Annotated in this window: 15 protein-coding genes; 5 read left to right on the top strand and 10 right to left on the bottom strand. The window is 46.6% G+C overall.

Features of this window, described 5'->3' with window-relative positions; genetic code table 11:
* Positions 1 to 25 precede the first annotated feature (25 nt).
* The 6 genes from HB679_RS12505 to rpiA form a co-directional block, all read right to left on the bottom strand.
* The gene (locus HB679_RS12505) at positions 26 to 2,485 is read right to left on the bottom strand and encodes a glutaminase family protein (RefSeq protein WP_214072318.1); all 2,460 of its coding nucleotides are present in this window, start codon (positions 2,483 to 2,485) and stop codon (positions 26 to 28) included.
* A gap of 274 nt (positions 2,486 to 2,759) precedes the next feature.
* Positions 2,760 to 4,466 carry a sialate O-acetylesterase gene (locus HB679_RS12500; RefSeq protein ID WP_214072317.1) on the bottom strand — a complete coding sequence of 569 codons (1,707 nt, stop codon included), beginning with the start codon at positions 4,464 to 4,466 and terminating at the stop codon, positions 2,760 to 2,762.
* A gap of 354 nt (positions 4,467 to 4,820) precedes the next feature.
* Positions 4,821 to 6,386, bottom strand: a complete 1,566-nt coding sequence (locus HB679_RS12495; RefSeq protein ID WP_214072316.1) for a serine hydrolase — start codon at positions 6,384 to 6,386, stop codon at positions 4,821 to 4,823.
* Between the two features lie 10 nt (positions 6,387 to 6,396).
* Positions 6,397 to 7,176, bottom strand: coding sequence for a cupin domain-containing protein (locus HB679_RS12490; protein WP_214072315.1), 780 nt, complete (start codon positions 7,174 to 7,176; stop codon positions 6,397 to 6,399).
* Positions 7,177 to 7,436: 260 nt separating this feature from the next.
* Positions 7,437 to 9,731: a GH92 family glycosyl hydrolase gene (locus HB679_RS12485; protein WP_214072314.1), complete on the bottom strand. Its 2,295-nt coding sequence runs from the start codon at positions 9,729 to 9,731 to the stop codon at positions 7,437 to 7,439.
* Positions 9,732 to 10,270: 539 nt separating this feature from the next.
* A complete protein-coding gene (gene rpiA / locus HB679_RS12480; protein WP_214072313.1) occupies positions 10,271 to 10,954 on the bottom strand; it encodes a ribose 5-phosphate isomerase A in 684 nt (227 codons plus the stop codon).
* 251 nt (positions 10,955 to 11,205) lie between these two features.
* On the opposite strand from rpiA, the gene HB679_RS12475 reads away from it, so the two are divergent.
* Positions 11,206 to 11,667: a GNAT family N-acetyltransferase gene (locus tag HB679_RS12475; protein ID WP_214072312.1), complete on the top strand. Its 462-nt coding sequence runs from the start codon at positions 11,206 to 11,208 to the stop codon at positions 11,665 to 11,667.
* A gap of 75 nt (positions 11,668 to 11,742) precedes the next feature.
* On the opposite strand, the gene HB679_RS12470 is transcribed toward HB679_RS12475, so the two are convergent.
* Positions 11,743 to 12,846, bottom strand: a complete 1,104-nt coding sequence (locus HB679_RS12470; protein WP_214072311.1) for a DUF2911 domain-containing protein — start codon at positions 12,844 to 12,846, stop codon at positions 11,743 to 11,745.
* 334 nt (positions 12,847 to 13,180) lie between these two features.
* Here HB679_RS12470 and HB679_RS12465 point away from each other — a divergent pair, with 334 nt between their 5' ends.
* Positions 13,181 to 14,200, top strand: a complete 1,020-nt coding sequence (locus HB679_RS12465; RefSeq protein ID WP_214072310.1) for a histidine kinase — start codon at positions 13,181 to 13,183, stop codon at positions 14,198 to 14,200.
* A complete protein-coding gene (locus HB679_RS12460; protein ID WP_214072309.1) occupies positions 14,197 to 14,904 on the top strand; it encodes a LytTR family DNA-binding domain-containing protein in 708 nt (235 codons plus the stop codon). The genes HB679_RS12465 and HB679_RS12460 overlap by 4 nt, the downstream gene beginning before the upstream one ends.
* 573 nt (positions 14,905 to 15,477) lie before the next feature.
* On the opposite strand, the gene HB679_RS12455 is transcribed toward HB679_RS12460, so the two are convergent.
* On the bottom strand, positions 15,478 to 16,644 hold the full coding sequence (locus tag HB679_RS12455) for an MFS transporter (RefSeq protein ID WP_214072308.1): 1,167 nt from the start codon (positions 16,642 to 16,644) through the stop codon (positions 15,478 to 15,480).
* Between the two features lie 165 nt (positions 16,645 to 16,809).
* Here HB679_RS12455 and HB679_RS12450 point away from each other — a divergent pair, with 165 nt between their 5' ends.
* Entirely contained in the window at positions 16,810 to 17,199 is a 390-nt protein-coding gene (locus HB679_RS12450; RefSeq protein ID WP_214072307.1) for a VOC family protein, read from the top strand.
* 172 nt (positions 17,200 to 17,371) lie between these two features.
* Here the strand turns inward: HB679_RS12450 and HB679_RS12445 are convergent, their stop codons facing one another.
* Together HB679_RS12445 and HB679_RS12440 are read right to left on the bottom strand one after the other, a co-directional pair.
* Positions 17,372 to 18,154, bottom strand: a complete 783-nt coding sequence (locus HB679_RS12445) for a hypothetical protein (RefSeq protein WP_214072306.1) — start codon at positions 18,152 to 18,154, stop codon at positions 17,372 to 17,374.
* Positions 18,155 to 18,225: 71 nt separating this feature from the next.
* A complete protein-coding gene (locus HB679_RS12440) occupies positions 18,226 to 19,242 on the bottom strand; it encodes a hypothetical protein (RefSeq protein ID WP_214072305.1) in 1,017 nt (338 codons plus the stop codon).
* Between the two features lie 306 nt (positions 19,243 to 19,548).
* Between HB679_RS12440 and HB679_RS12435 the strand changes: the two genes are divergently transcribed.
* Positions 19,549 to 20,226, top strand: a complete 678-nt coding sequence (locus HB679_RS12435) for a ThuA domain-containing protein (protein WP_214072304.1) — start codon at positions 19,549 to 19,551, stop codon at positions 20,224 to 20,226.
* Position 20,227: the final 1 nt, after the last annotated feature.

The raw sequence follows: 20,227 nt of genomic DNA, 5'->3' as shown, positions 1-20,227 counted from the left end.
CATATGATCTAAAATAACCTGTCGACTATTTTGCCAGGTGCATTTTATAATCTAACAATTTCATGAAATACCCCCCCACAACACTACGGGCCTGGAAACCTGTTTGCTTGCCGTTGGTAGTTTCGTGCCAGTCGCTCAATGGTACGCGGGTTGGCGTTTCTAAAGCATATTTGTAAATCGGATCGGTTAGCTTTTCAAACTCTTTTTGAGTTGGTGCAAAAGTAGCGGTCCACATGATCCAGTCAGATTTAGTGTAAGTTTTACGGCTATCTAAAGGTAAACCAAACTCATTTTGCTTGCTGATGTACCACTTGGTCTCCGTATCATAAACAGACTGCGGAAACAAGTTCAGATCTAATACTTTATCCCAAACCAGGTTGTATTTCTGGCTCCAGCTGCCCGGGTTCTCAAAGGTCAGGGTAAAGTGATCTTTGTCGCCGGCTAATTTTTGCCATCTGCCTACCATATCTTTCGCTATCGCGCGATATTTATCGGCAGTAGCTTTATCGCCCAGTGCTTCGGCCAGTTGCGCATAGCAACCAATACCTACTATAGCTTTTACAGATAAGTTAGCGTTACGCGCCAGGTGACCGGCAAAGTCGTCTGTACATAACTGGTTAGCCGGGTCAAAACCTTCGGTGGTCAAGTAATTAACCCAGGTGCTCAGGGTTTTCCAGTGCAGTTTAGCATAAGCCGGGCTGCCTTGTGCTTTACAAATAGCAGCAGTCAGAATAGTCATGTTACCAGATTCTTCAACTGGCATGCCCTCGCCATAGGTCTGGCCGTTAGCATGCGGGTAACTACCCAAGTCATGTGCAGCAAAATCATGTTTAAACTTACCGCTCTCACTAAAGTAAAATATCCCATTCAGCATACCCTGCAACAATTTAGGGTTATAGATCAGGTACAATGGAGCAGACGGATAAGTCACGTCAACCGTATTAGCGAAACCACCGCTGAAGTTTTCTTTAGATAACCACAGGATCTCGCCCTGGGGGCTTTTAACCAAAATATGGGCAGCAATACTTTGACGGTAAGCCAATACGCACAGATCGGCATAAGTTTTACCGCCTGCTTTTACCGCATCGGCATACATGGTTTTGTTAAAGGCTGCACATCTTTCCAATACCGTAGGATAATCTGTAAGTGCTTTGGTCAGCTGGCCCTCGATAGTTTCTTTGCCTGAGTTGTTCCACCATGGGCGCAGGTTGGTAGTGAAGTACTGCATCGAATAGATATCGTCATAACCAACCTCAACAAATTTAGATACCGGCGATGCACCAACTTTACCAAACGGAATAACCGTGTTTAAAGCCAGTTGGGTACCTTTCATACCAGTTGTAGTAGTTTGACCTTGACGGAATGCCATAACAGCCTCATTCTCGGTAGTAACAAACTGCGTGGCAGTGGCCGATTTAGGTGTCGCTACATACATATAACCCCAGTCTATACGCACATCGTCGCCTGCTTTTTGCAGGATCGGCTGCTCGTCTGTACCGGCTTTCAAAATCGATAATGCTGCAGTGCTGTATTTGGTAGCAGTAACCGCTTGTTTAGGCTGATTAACCGCCAGATTGGTAGACGCGCTGAATAATACTTTAACCGCGTGGGTTTTACCATCGTTAGCTTTTACTTTGTAGGTGATATAAGTTACCGGTCTTGATAACAGTGCCAGGTCATTCAGCAACAATGGCGAAGTGAAAGTAACATCCAGATCAACCTTGCCCACTTTGAAAGTGTAGATAGTTTGCGTAGCATTGATGCTCACATTCTTCTGATCTGCTACTTCCAGATCTTTAGCGATGGCAGGTTTCTCTTTATCAACCAAACCAATATCGGCACGCGAGCCACCACCTGTGTTTACCACATGCATGGTAATAATGTTTTCGCCTATTTTCAGTTTGCTTTTATCCAACGGCGACATTTCGAACCCTTTGCTTACGCCAACGCGGGTGAATATGCTTTCGCCATTTAAGGTAACTTCAATGTTATCATCCCAGGATGCTTTTAGCAATAGTTTATTGATATCGTCAGTCTGGCTAATGGTGAAGGTACGTCTAACCCAGATGTCTTTAGTTCTCCATTTGATCTTGTCGCCACGGTTATCACCAATTGGCGAGGTGCCCTCTTTCCAATCTGTCGCAGGGTATGACGCTGAGGTCCAGTCGCCGGCAGGTTCTGTGAAGGTGTATTTTACCGAATAGTCTTTCTCGTCAGACGCAGGCAGGATGGTTTTGTATTGCTCCGGCTCTTTACCTAAGAAGCGATAATCAGTACCGTCAACATTAATAATGCCGATCAGCGACTGGGCAGCGCCGGTCCAGTGTGTAGTGGTCGACTCGGCCAGTTTATCGGTGTTCGACCAAACGCTGAAATAAGTATTATGCGTAATTAACGGATACGAAGGAGCTTTCCTTTCTTGCGCAGACGCGAATCTGAAACCCGACAGGAGGGCTAAGCATCCAAATAGCAAAGTTTTTTTCATGAATTGTATAGTTTTGTTTGTAGTATTTGAGTTTTAAAAGGCGTTAATATGGCGTATTTAGCGCTACGCAGAATGATTGGCTAATTAACGGCATTTTATGCTAAAATCATTGATTTATTTTCAATCTATTGGAATATATCGCTTATTGGTTACGCTACTCACAACATTTAATTGTTAAGTCATGCCGAATTTATTTCGGCATCCCACACGCTTAGTAACGCGCTTACCTTTCTGATGGGATGCCGAAATAAATTCGGCATGACGTACGCTCTTGCTAATTATGATCGAACGGCGGCCAGCTATCCGTACGGAAAGGCCTTGCGGGCAGGCCATTTTTGTTATATAGGTTACCTGCAGGGTTATCGGCCCAATCATATCTTACCGATGCCGGGTTTGGCACTTCATCCGCCCAAACCTCTACCGTGTTACCGTTGATGACTGCCTTGGCCCAATAGAACTTATGGTCGTCGCCGGCAATACCGAAACCTTTCAGGTCTTTAACTTCGGCGTTTACTACGTCATCGCCAACTAATGAGGCTTGTACTAATCCCTTATGCACCTCGTCAAAGCTCAGGATGATCTTGTTGCCCACCACCTTCATCGATTTATAGACAGGCCCCGACGATACCACATTCTTACCGTAAACCTTATTGATAGCCACCAATGCCAGCCTATTGCCGGGTACCAGTTTATTGGTAGGATGTATGTTGAGCGCTTCGCCTGCATCTATGATATTGGCCATACCCGTGTTAGGCAATGACAGCGTCTTCTCCTGCCCCTCGCGTACCCAGGGCCAGTTGTCTTGCGATGGCGTTACGGCCACTCCTCTGAAGTTCGGCAGCTCCATAAACAGGAAGGGGAAATCGCCCAGGCCCCATTTGGCGCGCCAATCGCTGATCATGCGAGGAAACAGGTCTTTGTACTCCACGGCATCATCGAGGCGGTCGCCATTGCTTTCGCCCTGGTACCAGATCACGCCTTTAATGCCGTAGCCTATCAACGGCGTGATAACCCCATTGTAACAAATAGTTGGCGATTGGTAGCCACCCAACGGATCAGCAGGCTCCATAGGTGCGGGGCGCGATGGTTTTGGCCTTGGCGGCGCAGGTTGGTTGTTAGTCTTGGCAGCGGCTACATCCGTATTCCATTGCTTCAGGGTTTGATTATAGGCATCACCTACTTCTGTGTTCCAGATTTTTAAGCTATCGCGATAGGAAGCTTGGCGCTGCGGGTAAGTTTTGCTATCCTCATTATAATGGTCAACCAGGCGCTGGCGGGTATCTACGTAACGCGTAAATGCCGGTGCCTGCTTCAAGCCTTCCTCGCTGATCCAGGATTGAGCCGGCGTACCACCACGGTAACTGCAGATCATACCCACAGCCACGTTGGCCGATTTACGCAACTGCTCTGCAAAGTACAGCGCCACTGCCGAATACCCGCCCCAACCAACATGCGGATCACCCAATACCTGCGGCGAACATACCAACCATTTACCGTTCGGCCAGTCCGGCGATTGTTTGACTATATCATATACCGGGGTGAGCGAAAGGTTCATCGGCACATAGAAAAAGTGGATCTGGTCGTCGGTGCCGGCGGGTATGGCGTCTGCTTTGTGTTTTTCGTTCTGTATGCCAAACTCCATGTTTGATTGACCCGAGGCCAGCCATACCTCACCTATCAGGATATTAGTATAAGTAATATCAGTACCGTTACCGGTAATGTGCATATCGTACGGTCCGCCGGCTTTGTAGCTGGCCAGCTTGAGGCTCCATTTGCCATCGGTACCGGTGTTGGTTTTATAGGTCTTGCCCTTAAAGCCTATAGTTACCTGTGCGCCTGCATCGGCCCAGCCGTATACGGGTACCGGGATACCGCGCTGCAGCACCATGTTAGTGCCAAAGATGGCGGGTAAGGTAATGGCGGCGAAAGCGGCCTGAGTTAATAGAAACAGCGTAATCGCGAATAAAGCGGTCTTTCTCATAAGGGCTTAATTAATGGTGTTTTGTTTCACGTGTGTATGCAACAGATGAAACAAGTGAAACAGTATTTTTTATTAAAAAATTGATAATTAGCATTTTATATATTTTTGGTGAAACAAAATGAAACAGCAAAAATGACTTTTAAGTATTTTTTTGTTTCACGCTGTTATTTTAAAAAATGTAGAGACGCAATATCTTGCGTCTCCGAAGCGGACGGTAGCCGCCTGGTATAACGTATATCATTTGGCGCAAAAGAGACGCAATATCTTGCGTCTCGAAGCGGACGGTAGCCGCCCGGCATAACGTATACATTTGGCGCAAAAGAGACGCAAAATATTGCGTCTCTACAAATATGTTTACACCGTCCCCTGCAATACCGGCCTGCTATCCTTTGTGCCACCCGTCGTGGCCGTCAGTCCGCTTAAATAACTCACCGTTATTGCCTTGTCCTCAAAGCGGCAGGTTATGATATCAGACATCGAAATATCTAGGTACAGCAGTTTAATCACAAAGGTGCTATCGTCTTTCCAGGCACCTGCGGCCAACACTTTTTGTAGGGGATCATTCTTTTTTGGTGCGCCCGGCATTGATGTTTCGCCGGCTTTCCATTGAGCCAGGCCACACGCTATCTTTTGCTCAAACTGGCTGTCTTTTAGCACCAATGCACATTCATCGCCAGTAAAAGTTAATGATGCCTGGCTAATGCCAGATGCATTGTCTTTTATAACATAAACTTTACCACTTACCTGTTCCTGCATAGCTTTTCCGAATGCGGTTTTTACAGGCAGCAGCGTAAGCGCAGCTAATTTTTGTTTTAGTGCCGATTGCGCGGCGGCATCAACAGGTAAAGGGTTTGGCTTAATGCCGGGTAATAAATAATCCCAGACATGGTTCAAGGTTTTTTGCATATCCTGCACCTCGCTGGTCAATGCTATCACCGTTTTTAAATCGCGCGATACGATACAAAACTGGCCATTAGCGCCATCGCCCCTGAAAAAGTCATGCCTGCAGCGCCAAAACTGGTAACAGTAACCCTGCTGCCAATCACTGGTAGACTGATCCTGGCCGGGCACCGGGGTGTTAGGCACTTTATAGGTAGTTGCCGTAGCAGACCAGTTTACAGGCAATACCTGCTTACCTTTCCAAACGCCGTTTTGTAAGTATAACGTACCCAATTTGGCAATATCTTCGGTTTTAATGTGCAGGCCCCAACCGCCGGTATTTATGCCCTGCGGACTAACTTCCCAATAAATATTCTCTATTTCTAAAGGTTTAAACAAACGGGGCGTCAGGTAATCAAATACTTTTTTTCCGGTAACTTTCGTCACAATGGCCGATAGCATATAAGTTGCCCCGGTATCATACAAAAAATAAGTTCCGGGCTGGTGTGGCACGGCTGTCGACAAAAACACTTTGGTCCATACCTCATTGCCTTTACGCATGGGGCCGGATGTATCTGCATCATGCCCGGTAGTCATGGTGAGCAAATGTTTCACTTTCATGTCGGCCAGGTATGGCGCCGGGTTAGCGGGCAGATCGTCCGGAAAGAATTTGGTGATATTATCCTCGACCGATAACAAACCCTCGCTGATAGCAAACCCTATAGCTGTAGAAGTGAAGCTTTTGCTTAAGGAATGCATGACATGGTTAACGTCGGGTTTATAAGGGTCCCACCAGCCTTCGGCAACCACATTACCGTTGCGCAGAATCATTAAACTATGCAGGCCCAGTTTGTCTTTTTCGGCCGCGTTGATGAAATCCAGGATATTGGATGAACTGATGCCCTGTTGCTCGGGCGATGTCCGCGGGAAAGTAAACGCAGCAGGCGTAGCAAATAACGACTGGCTAAGCATTGGCACCAGGCTAAGTCCGGCTGCGCCTATTGCTGTAGTTTTTAAAAAATCGCGTCTTGGTATTGACATAGTGGTAAGTTTATAAACGATGCCACTGTATGGCATAATAATAGGTTTGTTGACTATTGATATTTTTAGGGCCATGCAATATGCCCGACGACAGGTAGATACAATCGCCGGCATTAGCCATAAATTCGCCGGCACCGATATGTTCCTGTACGCTGCCGGTAAGCATCAATATTAATTCCTCCTGACGATGCACGTGCGGCGGATGACTTGCATAGCCACTGTTTAAAGCAGTTGCATGTGCGTCAAACAAATTGAACATGGCCGTCGGCCGGTTAAAAACGTTGCGTGATTCGCCCTTTTCTGTTTTTGATATCTTAAGCGAATTCCAATCTTTTATAAATGAGGCACCTGCATCACGGCCACGTTTATTGTTAACCGGATCGGCAGATTCAAAATTGATCACATACCAGGTAGCCGGCGCGCCGGAAGTATTTTTAAAGCTGATTTGATCGCCCGGAAGTACCAATGCCAGGCTGCCGTAGCCAATCGTTTTACTGCTGTCATTAAGGGTTAAGGTGACGTTGCCACTTTTTACAATGATGAGTTTTTCGAATTTATTCTCAGCAACCGGAAGATCATAGTTTTTACCGGCAGGGAGCGTTAAGGTATAAATATCAAATACTTTTAAATCCCCTGTTTTGCCGTTGATTACCTGGCGTTTTTCGGCTCCGCCGGATTTTACGACTTTAACGTTGCTCCAGTTGTAGACCCCGGCCTTCAAGGTGTCCTTTTGGGCCATTGCGGATAGTGAGGTAACAGCAGTAATTAGGATAGTTAGCAGTAATTTCATGGATGGAGTAATGTCTTAATTAAAAATTATCAAACAAAGGTGTCATGCTGAGGCACTCGAAGCATGAGCGCAAAGGCCCATAAACGCTTAATAGGCCTACGCTCACCCTTCGAGTGCCTCAGGGTGACAGGCAATTCCACTTCTTAAAAGGTATGTCATTTCGAGCAAAGCAAGAAATCTATACACGCGCAAGTAGCAAACGTAAATGCGCGTGTATAGATCTCTCCCTCCGGTCGAGATGACAGATTGGATATAACTCCTTAATTCACCGTACTCGCCGACATCGAAGGCGCCGCATCTCCCACCGCACTGCCCCATGCCATATTAGGCCGCGGACCCATCACCAGCGTCAACCTGCCACCGCTTACTATGTCGCTGTTTTTCATCCAGGGCTTGTTCCAAACCTTGCCGTTTAGCACAGCACTTTGCACATATTTGTTTTGTGCCGATACGCCTTTGGCCTCAATAACAAACGTTTTGCCGCCTCCTACGTTAATGGTGCTTTCTTCGAAAATTGGGCTGCCAATGTCAAACACGGCACTTGCGGGGCACTGCGGGTAAAAGCCCATAGCGTTAAATACATACCAGCTTGAGGTGGCGCCGCCGTCCTCGTCGCCTGCTAAACCCAGCGGGGTAATGTCATACCACAGATCCATCAGCATGCGGATGCGGCGTTGCGTTTTCCATGGCTGGCCCGCGTAGTTGTACAGGTACGGAATATGGTAGGCCGGCTCGTTACCTTGCGGATACATGCCTACCAAACCCGTCATATCCGGAAACTGACCCTGGAACGCCATTTTATCCATACCGTTGTGGCCGGTAGTAAACAGTTCGTCCAACTTATCCACAAAGTTTTGGCGGCTGCCCTCCAGGTTAATCAAACCCTGAATATCGTGCTGTACACTCCAGGTATACACCCATGAGTTACACTCGGCAAAATAACCCTCGCCCGCAAATCCGCCCGAAGTTTTAGGATCAAAAGGCTCAACCCATTGGCCATCGGCAGTTTTTGGAGCCATCAGGCCTATTGAAGGTTTAAACAGGTTTTGATAGTTATGTGCACGTTTCATAAACAGCGCATAGTCATCATCTTTACCCAAAGCTTTGGCAATCTGGGCAAAGCACCAGTCGTCATAACAATGCTCCAGCGTTACAGAAACCGACTGCCGGCGGTGCCACGAATCGACCTCAGGCACCCATTCCTCAACCTCTAAAGTTGGGGTCCATTTAACATTGTAAGGTAATCTGTCGTACTTGTCAACAGGTTTCTTTTCGTCGGCATCTTTACGTATAGGTAATGCCGGGTACCAGCCTTTTTCGTAATAGTTTTTTTCTAATTCGGTAGTGCCCGGGCCATCTTTCCAGGGTATCATGGTACCTTCCATAGCGTTTTTACGCATCCCGGCATAAGCTTTTTCAATGTCAAAACCACGCAGGCCCTTAAGGTAAGCCTCTACAATAACCGAGGTGGAGTGGTTACCAATCATAGCGCCCGAGTTGGTTAACCAGCCGGTTTTCTCATATGCGTCAATAAAGCTGTTAATCGCCTTTACCGACTCTTTTGGTTCAATCAAATCTTGCAAAGCATAAGCGCTGCGGTAAGTGTCCCAAACGTTACCCATACGCAGAGCGCGGGTACGGTACAAAGTGCTATAAAAAATACCGCGCTGGCGCTCGGTACCGCCTTTAATTTTGATCAGGTTTAGCTCAGCGTTCCAACGGTCTTTTAGTTTGGCTTTTACCTGCTCGAAAGTTGATTTGCCGATTTCTTTATCCAAATTTGCCTTAGCATCTTCAATACTGGTGTTAGAGATGGCTACTTTAAACTCTAAAATTTGTGGCTGTGCAGACGCCGCCCAATGTAAATAGGTACCGCCGCCGCCACCCCGGATCGGCATGCCGCCTGCGGGCACCGGTTCTTGCATGCTGCCATGGATGGATGCAGGTTTGCTTACTTCAGCATAAAAATATCTTGTCTGCTGCATGCCGCCGCGTCGGCCAGAAGACGCGCCTGCTCCCTGTAAAACTTTTTCATCTTTCACGTCGATACCGAAATTACCAGACAGTAGCAAATTGGTAGCCTGGTTAGCCGGAACAGTAAAGCGGAAGATGGCCGTGTTATCGGTCATCGTGTATTCGGTATTAATATTGGGGTCTTCCAACAAGGCCTGGTAATAGTATGGCGTAGCAGTTTCCAGGTCATGGTCAAAGCGCGATGCGTTTAGGCGTGCGCCGGGCTTAAAGTCGCCTTTGCTTACCATCAAACTGCCAAAACCCAGCGGGAAACCAAAGATCTTGTCAGACAAATAAAAATCTTCAATAGCAGGATTAAACATCGGGAAGATACTCATGTTGCCACCCGGCGCCTTGATAACCGGCGCGGTGCTGCCGTTTTTTGGGTTAATGGAACCAATGTACAGATCAACATAGTCGGCCGGCGATTTACCGGCCATTGGCTTATCGGCCACAATTTTTGCCTTAGGTAATTTGTGTTGAGCAAAGGCGCTGCCGCCCAGCATGCATACTGCTAATAGCGTATATTTTAATTTCATCATAAAGAGCTTTAAGAAAGCAATTAATTGGTTATACCGTATTGGTACTCAATACTATGAAATTTGCCGCAGATATAAAGTAATTGTTTGGTTACAATTTGGGGGTGTGGAAAAAGACGGTATGATAGTAAATTTGTCATTGCGAGGAGGAACGACGAAGCAATCGCACACGTGCAAGCCTTTCTCCTTGCGATTGCCACACTACGCTCGCAATTGACAATATCGTTTAGGGCGTTTCCCTTCGGGTCGGGCTTTCCACTCATACGCCTTCAGGCCTTAGTCACGGGCCGGTATCCGTTTCAATCCCTAACGCGGGGTGACTCACCCCGACATCGTTTCACTCGTCGACCCTCTCTTCCGCAAGCGGGAAAGAGGGTTATAAATATAGAACACCGAATTTTGAATATTGAATGATGAAGTACTTCGATATTCAACATTCAATATTCATTATTCGATATTAAAAAATTTCACCCTCTTTCCGCCAAAGGCGAAGAGAGGGTCGACCAGCGAAGCGCAGTCGGGGTGAGTCCCCCGCCGATAGGCTATCTCGGGGTTAAAATCCTAACCCCACTCTCACCTGCGATTATAGCCCTGCCGGCCAAATCCACAAACAAAGAATGCTCCACCACGCCCGGCACCATCTTCACGGCGTCCATCTCTGCAATCTCCATCGGCTCGGTAAAATAAACATCCAGCAAGTAATTACCATTCTCGGTAATCACCGCGCCGTCTTTTTGGGTGCTCATGCGCATGGTAGTTTTTGCTGTCGGAATGTGCTTAAGCAGCCATTGATTAACCAACTGCAAGGCTGTCGGCAATACTTCCAAAACCAGCGGGTAAGTAATGTCCAGTTTCTCGACAGCTTTCGAATCATCGCCAATCAAAATAAATTCATCAGCCAGGCTGGCCATGATCTTTTCAGAGGTATGGATGCCGCCACCGCATTTCAGGGCATTGAGTTGCGCGTCGAACTGGTCGCAGCCATCAAAGTAAATGTCGATATGTTTAACATGTTCGCTGCCTACCAATCTAAAATCATATTCCATGATCAACGCGGCAGTTTTAAATGACGAAGTAGCAAAGGTTAATGAAGCCGCCAGATCTTTATCCGCAGCAATTAAACCCAACAGGTTAGCAATGGTCGAGCCTGCGCCAACGCCAATGGTTTGCCCCGGTTTGATGAGTTGCAGGGCCGCTTTGGCCGCTTCCATTTTGTAATCTGCCATGAGAGTATTTTTAGTCTGGCAATATCGCGATTAATAACAAAATTCAAGTTCCCCTCTTGAGAGGGGTTAGGGGTATGTTCGCGCGCGTTTTAATCACCTGTTTAAACACACCCCTGCTGCCGCACTTTCCGTCGCGCCCCCTCTCAAGAGGGGAACTTAAGATACCTCATGGTAATCTGTTAAATTATTGAAAACGGGTATGTCACATTTAAGATTATCGTATTTTTATCGGCTACTTCAATTTTATAAAAATGTCGCTTCAACTAATTATTCGCCCGGTTACTTCGCAAGATTATGATCAATGGCTGCCGCTATGGGATGGCTATAACGCTTTTTATGGTCGTGCCGGAACTACCGCGCTTCCGGCCGAAATAACCCAAGCCACCTGGAGCCGTTTTTTGGATACCCAACAGCCGGTGAACGCCTTAGTAGCCGAAGTTGATAGTAAGCTCTTGGGCTTAACCCATTATATTTTTCACCGAAGCACCAGCTCCTTAACCACCAATTGCTATTTGCAAGACCTGTACACCAACCCAGAGGCGCGCGGCAAAGGCATAGCCCGTGCATTGATTAACGGCGTTTACGAGCAGGCAAAATTGGCCGGCTCAGGCCGTGTATACTGGCAAACGCACGAAACAAATGCCACCGCCCGCCTGCTTTATGATAAAGTTGCTGATAACTCCGGCTTCATCGTTTACCGCAAGTTGCTATAAAGCAAAACAAAAAAGCGCCCCGCAATTAAACGGGACGCTTCGGGACATTAAAAATTAACTGATCTTACTAATTAACTAATTGATGTCTTTACCTTGTTGCAGTGTCGCCACCATTTTTGTCACAATATCTTTATTGGGCTGATTAGGCGCCTGCACCAATGCTTTTTGGGCATAGGTAAGTGCCTTTTTATAATCGCCCACGGCCGAGTAGGCTCTTGCCATTCCGGCATTGCTCAAAAATTCGTCAGGGAACTTGTCATAGGCTATTTTAAATGCGTCGAAGGCGGCTTTGTTTTGTTTGGTTTTGGTTAAGCCGCGGGCATAAAAATACAGTTCATTAAGCGTTCCGTACGGCAAGGCTTTTTTCATCGCTGCCATCGCATCGGCGCTACGGCCCAGGCTGTCTAAAACCATAGCTCGGGTGCTCCAGGCCACAAAGCTGCGGTTACCGCCAAAACCTACACTGGTTGCGGTGTCGGTCCAAGCCAAAGCTTGGTCCAAATTTATTTTGTGTGATGCGCAGTAAAACGCGGCCTGGTCCCAACCTTCCCAGGTAAAGCCTTTTTCGCTGCGCAGTTCGTTTCTAAACCAGGTTAATTGATTATCAACCAAATCAACCTGCACGTGGAAAGGAATGATCAATTTTTCCCATTCTAACTGGATGGTAGCAGCATCTGTAGTTTGATTGGTAAACTCGTACCGTAACCATTCTACGCTTTTATCGGCAGCAATAGGTTTTACTTTTACACGCAGCACATCTTCGCCCTCTTTATAAAAAAAGCTACCCCATGAGGTTGAGTTTTTCGAAAAGATCAAAGTACACTCGTTAGGGTCGTAAGCAATAAAGAAACCGTAACGGCCGGCAGGCAACAGATGGCCCTCTATTTTAACGTCCGTAGAAAAAGTAATGTTAGTACTTTCATTAGCACCGGCGCGCCAGGGAGAGGCCTTAGACGGCCCGAAACCTTGGTCGACGTAGCCAACCGGTACCAACTTGCCCCATATCTGGCCCTCCCGGCCGTTAACATGGGGACGGTTGTAATGAATAGTGATGTCTGTAAGGCCAACCTGCTCATAAACAGAGGCACGTTTGTTGCCGCCACTGGGCAGCGCCGTCATTTGCGCATTAGCGCTAAGGGTAAAAATTGCCAAGAATAAGGCAGCAAGTATTTTTTTCATTGTTTTGAGGTTAAGTATAGTTTTTGGATATTGATTACGATGTAAAGCTGTCTCTTAGTTGCTTGTTATTCAAATCATTTCAACAGGTGGGCATTTATTTTTAATGATTGGGCTGCAAATGTCAATTGTTGGATTAAAGATTAATCCAAGCTGTCATCTCGAACATAGTGAGAGATCTATACACATGCCTAGCTGTTGTGAATATCAATGTATAGATCTCTCCCTTCGGTCGAGATGACAAATTTATATTTGAGTTTGTCGGTCATTTATTGAATAAACTCACCCATCCGTTTAAAACCTTTGGGCGAAACCCAAAACCTTTGTAGATTTAAAAATGAATTTTATAAAAGCCATGCCGCTTACTGTGCGGCTGCAATGGCTCATCTGGATAGCCGTATTCCTAATTTTGTTCTTCTCCGTAATGCCGATGGACGGCTGGCGCTATTCGGTTATTTTCGCGCCCATTAGCGTTGCCTTTTATATGCTGGTTATTTATGGCAATATCTATTTTTTGCTGCCGCGATTTTATGAGCGGGGCCGCAGAGTTCAATATGTTATTTATGCTCTGGTATTATTAATTGGCTGTGGCATTGGCCGCGCTTACCTGAGCCATTACCTGTACCAGTTGGTAGTTAATAAGGCCTGGATGAAAATGGAATTGAGCGATCTGATCTATGTGATCGTCACCGGGTTCCTCACCTTTTTGCTAAGCTTTATTTTCAGGCTGGCTATCAATTATTTCGATCTGAAACAGCAATCAGAAAAAATGATGGCACAAAAGAGCCAGGCCGAGTTGGACCTGTTAAAATCGCAGGTACAGCCGCATTTTTTGTTCAATACGCTCAACAATATCTATTTCGAAGCTTATCGCGAAGCGCCAAAAACCGCTAACCTCATTGAGCGCCTATCAGACATCATGCGCTATTTTGTAGATGAAAGCCCCAAGGACCGCGTAGCTATATCGACCGAGATCCAATTCCTTGAAAACTATATCGCGTTAGAGAAGATCCGCATGCGCCATGATATCGATCTCACCTTCATCAAAGCCTGCGACCCCGAGCTGCGTATCCCGCCTATGTTGTTGATGACTTTCGTAGAAAACATTTTTAAACACGGCATCGATAAAACAGCCAGCGATAATAAGATCGAGTTGTCGCTAATACAAGAAGATGGTTACCTGGTGTTTGAGACCATAAACCATGTACAACCCAAAACAGGTGCCGACCAGCCCGCCGGTTTCGGTATTCGTAACCTGGAGAAACGTTTGGAGCATTTATATGGCACGGGCTTTTGCCTGAGCACCGGCGCGGCTAATGATTTTTATACCGCTTACCTAAAAGTTCCGCTGATATGAGCCTGAACTGTTTGATCATTGACGACGAACCCAATGCGGTGGACCTGCTGGAGATCCTGGTACAGCAAAATACACAGTGGAACCTGCTGGGGAAATGCTATAATGCCCTGGAAGCCATCGCGCTTTTAAAAACCAGCAAGCCCGATTTTGTATTCCTGGACATTAACATGCCGCAGCTTACCGGCATGGAACTGGCGGCCCTGCTGGCCAAGGATGTCAAAATTGTCTTCACTACCGCCTATTCAGAATACGCCGCCGAAAGTTACTCGTTCGAGACCATAGATTATTTGCTTAAACCCATTACGCTCAAGCGTTTCCTGGCGGCGATGCAAAAGATAGAAGGCTATTTTGGCAGTCGCGATGCAGGGCGAAAGCCGGGTGCGGATGATAACGAATATTTCTTCGTAAAATCTGGCAAGGTGCTGCGCAATATTTTACTGGCCGATATCCACTATTTTGAAGGCGAAAAGGAATATGTGCGCCTGGTTACCCCTGCCGAGCAGATCCTGATCTATCGAAGACTAAAAGATATCGACGAGCAGCTGCAGCCGCCGTTTGTGAGGGTGCACAACTCGTACATCGTCAACACTAAACAAATCAACAAGATCCAGGACAACCACATTTATATTGCCGGTAAGCAGATCCCCATCAGCGAGAAGTTTAAGGATCAGTTTATGAAGGTAATACAGCAGCGAATTTTTTAGAAGCCGATAGAGTCCCGCTCGTTAATGCGAAGCATGAGCGTAACGATCTCCGAATCGCTTTAATAGCTTGTCGCTTGGTGTCGCTCATTCGCCGCTAGGGCTATTACTTTGTCTTGATACAAAGTAATCAAAAATCAAGTCAGGCCAATCGCTGCCGCCGCTCAAGGCAAAACTCCCGGCCGCGTGCCCTGACAGGCCATTACGCACTTTTTGATTCAACGCAGTTTGCAGAACCTCCAATGGAACCGAGACGTCAGACGCAGAGCTTCAGGTGAAGGCGATAAAACGATGGTGGCCTTGTGCGGCTGCAGGGCTGTCGGGAATGTTGCCTGAAGCGCAGGGATTGTGCGACAACCAGCGGCAACAGGCCCCTGCCCAGGTTTTATCGACTTGCAGCGCAAAGGCCCTGAGCGTAGAAGCATTGCGTATGACTTGATCTTTTGGTTCTTTTGTATCAAGACAAAAGAACAAAGCCTTAGCGGCTACTGAGCGCTAAACGAGCGACAAGTTAGGCGAGCGGATTAGAGGTCGTACTTCTCTCACGACGACGGAGCAGTTTCAAAGCAGCAATAATTAGTAACTATTTTCTTTCCTCACCAACACCACCAACCCCAACACCGGCCCCACCGCCAACAATACATAGATATACTCCGCATTCGCAGATGTCCGCAAAGCGGTGACTAACTGAATACTCATAATAGTTATAGCAAAACCAATGCTGTTAACAATAGTCAATGATGAACCCTTAACCTCAACATGCGCGTTTTGGGCAATGAGGGTGGAGAACAAAGGCGAGTCGGCAATAACGGCTATACTCCAGATGAATAGAAATATGATGAAAGCGCCCATCGCGTTAGCAAATAAAAATAATGGCGAAACGACGCAACAAATGCAGGAGGTAAATAAAGCGACAGTCGCTACCTTTTTTGCACCGAATCTTTGCGATAAATACCCGCTTGCAACGCACGACAAACTGCCGATGGCGATAATGAGGAACGAGAGTAAAGGGACGTTCAAGTTAACTTGCGGATAGTGCGCTTGATAAGCCGCCAAAATCACCGGTACAAATACCCAAAAAGCATACAACTCCCACATGTGTCCAAAATACCCAAAGGCTGCGGCTCTGAATTTCTGATCTTTAAAGCCGCTTAAAAATCCATTGAAATTGAGTCTTTGCCCTTGCTTACGGCCGGGGCCATCCGGCACTAATACTATCATGGCGCAGCCGCCCATTGCTGATAGTATCGATGTGCCGTAAATAACATATTGATAAGGCAACCCGCCCGTCATGCTTTTTAAAAAGTGCGGAAAAGCCGTACCCAGCACTAATGCACCTACTAAAAAACCTAATGATTTACCCAGGCCCTGTTGGTAATGGTCGGATGCTATTTTCATCCCCACCGGGTAAATACCGGCCAGGAAAAAGCCCGTCGCAAAGCGGCAAATCATTAATGCAGTAGCATCAATATTATTTAAACTTGCGCCAAGGTTAATCGCGGCGGCTAGCATCGCGCAGCAAAAAAATACTTTAACCGGCGAGAAGCGGTCGGCAATGCTCAGAACGGCAAAAATGAGCGTACCGGCAATAAACCCCAGCTGTACCGCACTGGTTAAATGCGCCAGATAAGCCGGTTCCAGGTGTAGTTTTTTGGCGATGTCGCTCATAATGGCGTTGCCTGCAAACCATACCGAAGTACAAAAAAATTGGGCTATAACAATGGTCGGCAGTACTCTTTTCATGATGGGTTTAGGCAAAGCTATTTGTTTATTTCAAAAATCGGTATGGCATTTGCAGAAACTAATGGAAGGCACAGATGTTAAAGTCTTAAATGACCCCGACAATTGGCTTTTATAACCAGTACGCCTCATCAACAGGTAAATTAACTTAGCAAAAACCAAAAGATTATGTTCAGCGATTCAAATACATTCAGCAGTTTTTCGGTCAATGACCTGGAAGCTGCAAAAACGTTTTACAGCGAAGTTTTAGGCCTTCAGGTAACTGATAACCCTATGGGCGTGGCAGAGCTGCATGTTAAAGGTGGCGGCACCGTAATGATGTACCCAAAGCCCGATCATCAGCCGGCTACATTTACGGTATTAAACTTTGTAATGCCCGATTTGGAGCGCGCGGTTGACGCCCTGATTGTAAAAGGCGTAAAATTTGAACAATATCACAACGAGTATTTAAACACTGACGACAAAGGCATTATGCGCGGCGATGGCCACGGCCCGGACATTGCCTGGTTTAAAGATCCGGCAGGGAATATTTTGTCGGTGATTGGGGAGCATGAATAGTTCTCGACAATAATTTCTTATAACTTAGAAGACCTGTCATTGCGAGCGTAGCGTGGCAACCGCACGCGTTACTGTTCTCCTTGCGATTGCCACGCTACGCTCGCAATGACAGGTTATTAGCGCTAATCCCGAAGCCTGGGAATCAGGATGAATTCTCCACGATATGTGGGGTCTACGCCCGCTTCACTTTCGCATTCGCCGCAATCAAAAATGCAATACCGCTAAAAGCTAATGCTTCAAATACACTCACAATCTCATTGCCATTACCACTCACCGGGTCGGCTATGGCGCGGGGGATGTGCAGGGTGATGAACCAGATAAATATAATCGCTCCCAGTAAATTGGCAGCTAGTTTAAGTTGTATATTCAGGATAATGCCCAGCGCCGACGCAATTAGCGCCACGCCTGCCAAGTATCCCCAAAACGTATGCCAGGGCAACCAGGCGGGTACCAGCATAGCCACAAAAGGCATGTATAAAAAGTGCATAATACCGGCAACTAAAATATCTATGGCAAAGAAATAACGCCCAAGAGGAATCAATTTAGCTACCCATGAACCCGGTTTATGGGCCGCAACCGGGTTAGTAAGGGAGCCGGCGACAACAAAAGCACCGCCACTCAACGCAAGGATCTTTAACGCGTCTGACCATCCGGCCAAAAAATGCATGTTTGTTTCGACCTGGTAAGGTAGGTGTAAGGCTAAAAATAAGATCAACAGAAAAACGCCGACAAACAAAGCTGAGCTGCGTGCATATTTTTCAAAGCCCGCTATTAAAATCGCTTTCACTATAAATAACAGGCTAACCACCCAGATGCAGAGCAAACAGCCCGGTAAATAAGGGATGCTTGACGGTATAATAACCGGCATAAAATTGCCCTTTACCAATTGCAAAACGGCTATACCGACGATTCCGATGCTGTAAAATGCCCGCCACAGGGTGTTGACTTTATTCATAGTAATTGGTTTGCTTTAAGCAATTTACAAAAAAAGAGTCTCACCCAAAAATACAGGTAAAGACCAGGATTCTAATTAAACTTTACTACCTCAAAGTTCGATGCGTTGATAGCGCCCAGTTTTTGCAGGTCGTCATTGTTCCAGCGGTCATCAGGCGCGCCGCTGATGTACATATTGCTGCCTATATCGGCCAGGATCAACCCATACTTTTTCATGGCGGCAAGAATGACCTTATTGGTGGCCGAATAACCGCTGATATCGAAGCTGGCTTTCAACCTGATCTTAGCGCCAAACGGCAAAGAATACTGGCCGCCCTTGCTGCCCACGCTGTGCCTTGCCGGGGCTATATAAGCCGGCTTAACATAAGCCGATTGCAGCGTGAAACGAATAGCGTGATCAATGGTACCTTTTAAAACTTCTTCGTAACGCACCAATCCGGGGAAGATGGGCAAACCCGCCGCGTCGGCAGATGTCCAGCCGTCATGACGCAGGGTGTTTGAGGTAAGGTCGAATATCGCCCCGCTTGATGCCTGCCATTGATTATTGAGGTGGCTGGCATTATACAATTCATATAATTTCTTGTTGTCTTTGTCTACTACAATCACATGCGCGTCGCCGGTGCCATTGCCTTCTATAGGTGCGTTAACCGGTATCGGGTACGGCCCCGGGTCGCTTTCGTCGCCATAATTACCATCTTCGTCATTAGCCCTAAAAGTTACCGAAACTTTAGCTTGGCTGCCGCAAACCACGATATAAGGTATACCAATGGGCACATTCTCATATAAGCCTGCGCCAAAGTCAGCCTTCACTTTAGAGGTGCTAAAAGTGGCAATGATCTGGCTGCTATACGGGTCCACCGCTGCGCCGGATACGTCCAGGTTCCAGGCGTTATCGGCAGGGAAAATAGCTATGTTTTCGGCATCGGCCAGGGTGGCGGTACAGCTAGTGCTCCCTCCATTATTATTGCCATTATCGCCACCGTTGTTATTATTACCCCCAGTGTTGGTTGTGCCGGTATCTGTTTTTTTGCCGCAAGCAGATAAGAGCGCGACAGTAGATAACAAGATTAAACTAAAACGTAGGTTCATAATTGATTAAACGTTAAAAGTCGATTTTAGTTGCTTATTGGTTAAGTAACAGACAGACAGTATCCAATATACTTGTCATTTCGAGCGCTAGCGAGAAATCTATACACGAGTATTCAATGGTGCTTAGCTTGTGTATAGATTTCTCCCGTTGGTCGAAATGACAGAACTTTTTGATAACTTTTACACTCACTCCTTTCAACACAATTTTATAACTTAACCCCAATTTAACACCCATCATTTACCTTAGCACCCAACAAGCCAATGAGAATCCGCCAGTATAAACCACTCCTACTATTATTTGCAGCAATGCTATTTTTTGTTGTGCCGATGACAGCATCGGCTAAAAAAATCCGTGTGTTAATTGTTGGCGGGGGCACTTCGCATGATTTTGATCGTTGGTACAAACAGGCAGACGCCGCTACCTTGGAGCGCGATGGTTTGTGCTCGGTTGTTTACACCAGCAATACAGATTCCATAAGTTTTTATTTAAAGTCGGCCGATGTGCTTTACCTGGTAACCAATCAGCCAATAAATGCAGCATCGCGCAAAGCGATCTTTGATTTTGTGGATGCCGGCAAGGGTTTAGTATTGGGTCACCCCGGGCTTTGGTATAACTGGAAGGATTGGCCGGAGTACAACCGACAATTAGTTAGCGGCGGCGCCGAGGCACATGATAAATATGGCAGCTTTGACGAGGATATCGTTAACCCAAATCATCCCATTACCAAAGGCGTTGAGCAGCATTTTAACTTGAAAGACGAGCGTTATCATTACGTGGTTGATCCTCTAGGTCCGGGTATTGAAGTTTTGGCTAGTAACCATGTGGCAGGCTCGGATGTGGTTTATCCTTCGGTTTTCATCGTTAAAAATCCAAAAACGCGTATTGTTTGCATAGCGCTTGGCCATGATGATGCATCGCACAACATTATTCCCTATCAAACACTGTTGCGCAACGCCGTTAAATGGGTGGCGCACAAATCATAAT

Source organism: Mucilaginibacter sp. dw_454, assembly GCF_018449775.1.
GTDB lineage: Bacteria > Bacteroidota > Bacteroidia > Sphingobacteriales > Sphingobacteriaceae > Mucilaginibacter.
This window is presented reverse-complemented; position numbering and strand designations above follow the sequence as displayed.